Origin of the sequence: Mesorhizobium sp. M7A.F.Ca.AU.002.02.1.1, assembly GCF_003998535.1 — a bacterium.
In the GTDB taxonomy this organism is placed as follows: domain Bacteria; phylum Pseudomonadota; class Alphaproteobacteria; order Rhizobiales; family Rhizobiaceae; genus Mesorhizobium; species Mesorhizobium ciceri.
The window spans coordinates 1-3,507 of record NZ_RZPB01000639.1; the positions used below are offsets into that span (position 1 = coordinate 1).

At 64.3% G+C, this 3,507-nt stretch carries 2 protein-coding genes; both read right to left on the bottom strand.

The annotated features are described in order from the left end of the window. On the bottom strand, positions 1 to 2,241 hold a 2,241-nt coding region (gene ptsP / locus EN879_RS28415; protein WP_127274397.1), incomplete at its 3' end, for a phosphoenolpyruvate--protein phosphotransferase. 83 nt (positions 2,242 to 2,324) lie between these two features. Continuing rightward, the coding region (locus tag EN879_RS28420; RefSeq protein WP_127274398.1) for an aspartate kinase at positions 2,325 to 3,507 on the bottom strand (1,183 nt) is incomplete at its 5' end.

Consider the following 3,507-nt stretch of genomic DNA (forward strand, 5'->3'; position numbering starts at 1 on the left):
GGCCTGCAGCAGCGCCCGCATCGGCAGGCCCTGTGCCGGAGCCATCAGATTGTCGTCGAAAAACGCCTTCAATTCGTCCAGCGGCAGTTCCGTCAGCATCGCCTTGACCGGCCCGATCGAGGCCGGCGACATCGAGATCGAGCGGAAACCGAGTCCGATCAACGCCATCGCCGAGATCGGCTTGCCGGCGAGTTCGCCGCATAGCGTCACCGGCGTGTGATTGCGGACGCCGGCATCGGCGATCTGCTTGAGGACGCGCAAGAAGGGTGCCGACAGCGTGTCGAAGCGGTTGGCCAGTTGCGTGTTGCCGCGGTCGACGGCCATGACGAACTGGAACAAATCGTTCGAACCGACCGAGACGAAATCGACCGCTTTCATCAATTCATCGAGCTGGAACAGCAGCGACGGCACTTCAAGCATCGCCCCCAGCTTCAGGCTGGTCGGCAAATGATGGGCAAAGCGCGACAAATGCCGCACCTCGCGGTCGATGATCTCGCGTGCCTGGGTGATCTCGCCGAGTTCGGTCACCATCGGCAGCATCAGCTTCAGCTCACGCCCGCCGCTGGCCTTGAGCAAAGCGCGTATCTGGGTGCGCAGCAGGCCCGGCCGGTCGAGCGTCAGGCGGATCGCCCGCCAGCCAAGCGCCGGGTTCTCTTCCTGGATCGCGCCCTTGAAATAGGGCAGCACCTTGTCGCCGCCAATGTCGATGGTGCGGAAGGTGACGGGCTTGCCGCGCGCCGCTTCGAGCACGTCGCGGTAGAGCTTTTCCTGGGCCTCGGCCCGGGGAAAGGTGGAAGCGACCATGAATTGCAATTCGGTGCGGAACAGACCGATGCCGGCCGCACCCGCTTCGGCAAGCTGCGGCAGGTCGACGGCGAGACCGGCATTCATCAGCAAATCGACCTGGACACCATCCCTGGTCGTCGACGGCTTCTTGCGCAGTTCGCGGTAGACCTCTTGCCGGCGCGCCCTGAAACGCACTTTTTCGGCATAAGCGGCCTCGAGATCGGGCTGCGGCCGTAAATGGATCACGCCCTCCTCGCCGTCGACGATGATGGCATCGCCGTTTTCCGCCATGGAAACAGCGCCCTTCATCTGGCCGGCGACGGGGATGCCCATGGCACGCGCGACGATGACGACGTGGCTGGTCGCTGCACCGTCCTCGAGCACCAGCCCGCGCATCTTGTCGCGGGGATAATCGAGCAGTTCGGCAGCCCCCATCGAACGGGCGACGATGATGGCGTCCTTAGGCAGCGATGCCGCGACATCTTCCGGCCCGCGCCCCATCAGCTGGCGCAGCAGGCGGTTGGCGAGGTCGTCGAAATCGCTCATCCGCTCGCGCAGATAGGGATCGGTCATGTGCAGCATGCGGGCGCGCATGTCGCTCTGCACCTTTTCCACCGCCGCTTCGGCCGTCAGGCCGTTGCGGATCGCCTCTTCCAGCCGTCGCACCCAGCCGCGATCGTTGGCGAACATGCGATAGGCTTCCAGCACCTGGCGATGCTCGCCCTCGAAGGCGACGTCGCGGCGTTCCAGCATGTCGTCGATGGACAGCCTGAGCGAGCTGAGTGAGGTCTCCAACCGGCGAACCTCTTCCTCGCTGTCCTCGTTGAACAGATTGGTGACGACGATGCGCGGCTCGTGCAGCACGACATGGCCAAGCCCGACGCCTTCATTGAAGGACAGGCCGGTGAAGCTGACAGGACGGCGCAGATCGAGTTCGAGGCCGGGCCGGGTCAGCCGCGCCAGATCGCCGGTGGCGATCATCTCGGCGATCACCATCGCCGTGGTTTCCAGCGCCTCGACCTCGTCGTCGCGGTAGTGGCGCATGGTCTTGTTCTGCACCACCAGCACGCCCAGCGTGCGCCCTGCCCGCAGCACCGGCACGCCCAGGAACGAGTTGTAGATCTCTTCCCCGGTCTCCGGCAGGTAGGCGAAGGCAGGGTGTTCCTGCGCATTGGACAGGTTGAGCGGCCGCGCGCTGGCGGCGATGGTGCCGACCAGGCCTTGGCCCAGCCGCAACTGCGCCAAATGGACGGCGTTCGGGTTCAGGCCTTCGGTGGCGTAGAGTTCGAGCACCGAATCGGCACGCAGCACATAGAGCGAGCAGACTTCCGCGACCATGTTGGAGGCGATGTCGCGCACAATCCGGTCAAGCCGCTCCTGCGGCTCCAGCGGCTCCTGCATGAGCTCGCGGAGCCGTTTGAGCAAAACGCGCGGGCCACTGGCCTGATCACGCATCGCGGCTTGTTCTCCAATGGGCATTCTGCCCGCCGCAGTTTCCACCGCGACCGGCGCACACGCAACAACTCAAATCGTTCCCGCTACTGCTTATCCAGACCGTAGACGGAATGCAAAGTACGAACCGCAAGTTCCGTATACGGGCCGTCGATCAGGATCGAAATCTTGATCTCCGAGGTCGTGATGGCGCGGATGTTGATCGATTTGTCGGCCAGCGCCTTGAAAGCGGTGGCGGCGACGCCGGCATGGCTCCTCATGCCGATGCCGATGACCGAAACCTTCGACATGCCGGCTTCCGACTGCACGACATCGTAGCCGATCGAGGCCTTGAGGCGTTCAAGCACGGCCAGCGCCTTGTCGACATCGCCCGACGGCACGGTAAAGGTCATGTCGGTGAACTTGCCGTCCTCGGAAATGTTCTGGACGATCATGTCGACATTGATGTTGGCCGCGGCCAGCGGCCCGAAGATGCCGGCGGCAACGCCCGGCCGGTCGCCGACCCGGCGCAGTGAAATCTGCGCTTCGTCCTTGGCGTAGGCAATTCCGGTGACGACCTGCTGTTCCACGATCTCTTCCTCGTCGCAAATGAGCGTTCCGGGCGGATTGAGCAAATCCCCCATTCCGGGCGCATCGGGATCGTCGAAGGACGACCGCACGAAGGTACGCACCCTGTGCACCATGGCAAGCTCGACCGAACGCACCTGCAGAACCTTGGCGCCGAGCGAGGCCATTTCAAGCATTTCCTCGAACGAGATCTTGGCCAGCCGCCGCGCCTTGGGCTCGATGCGTGGATCGGTGGTGTAGACCCCGTCGACATCGGTGTAGATGTCACAGCGATCGGCTTTGACCGCCGCGGCGATGGCGACAGCACTGGTGTCGGAGCCGCCGCGGCCGAGCGTGGCAATACGATTGTCCGGGCCGATGCCCTGGAACCCGGCAATCACCGCCACCTGGCCCTCGCCGAAGCGCTTGATCAGGAACGCACCGTCAATGTCGAGGATGCGCGCCGCCCCATGCGCATTATCGGTCTTGATCGGGATCTGCCAGCCCTGCCAGGAGCGGGCGTGCACGCCCATGTTCTGCAAAGTGATGGCCAGCAGGCCGGCCGTGACCTGCTCGCCGGAAGCGACGACCGCATCATATTCGCGTGCGTCATGCATCGGCGAGGCCTCACGCGTCCAGCCGACCAGTTCGTTGGTCTTCCCGGCCATCGCCGAAACGACCACCGCCACCTCATGGCCGGCGTCGACCTCGCGTTTGACGTGA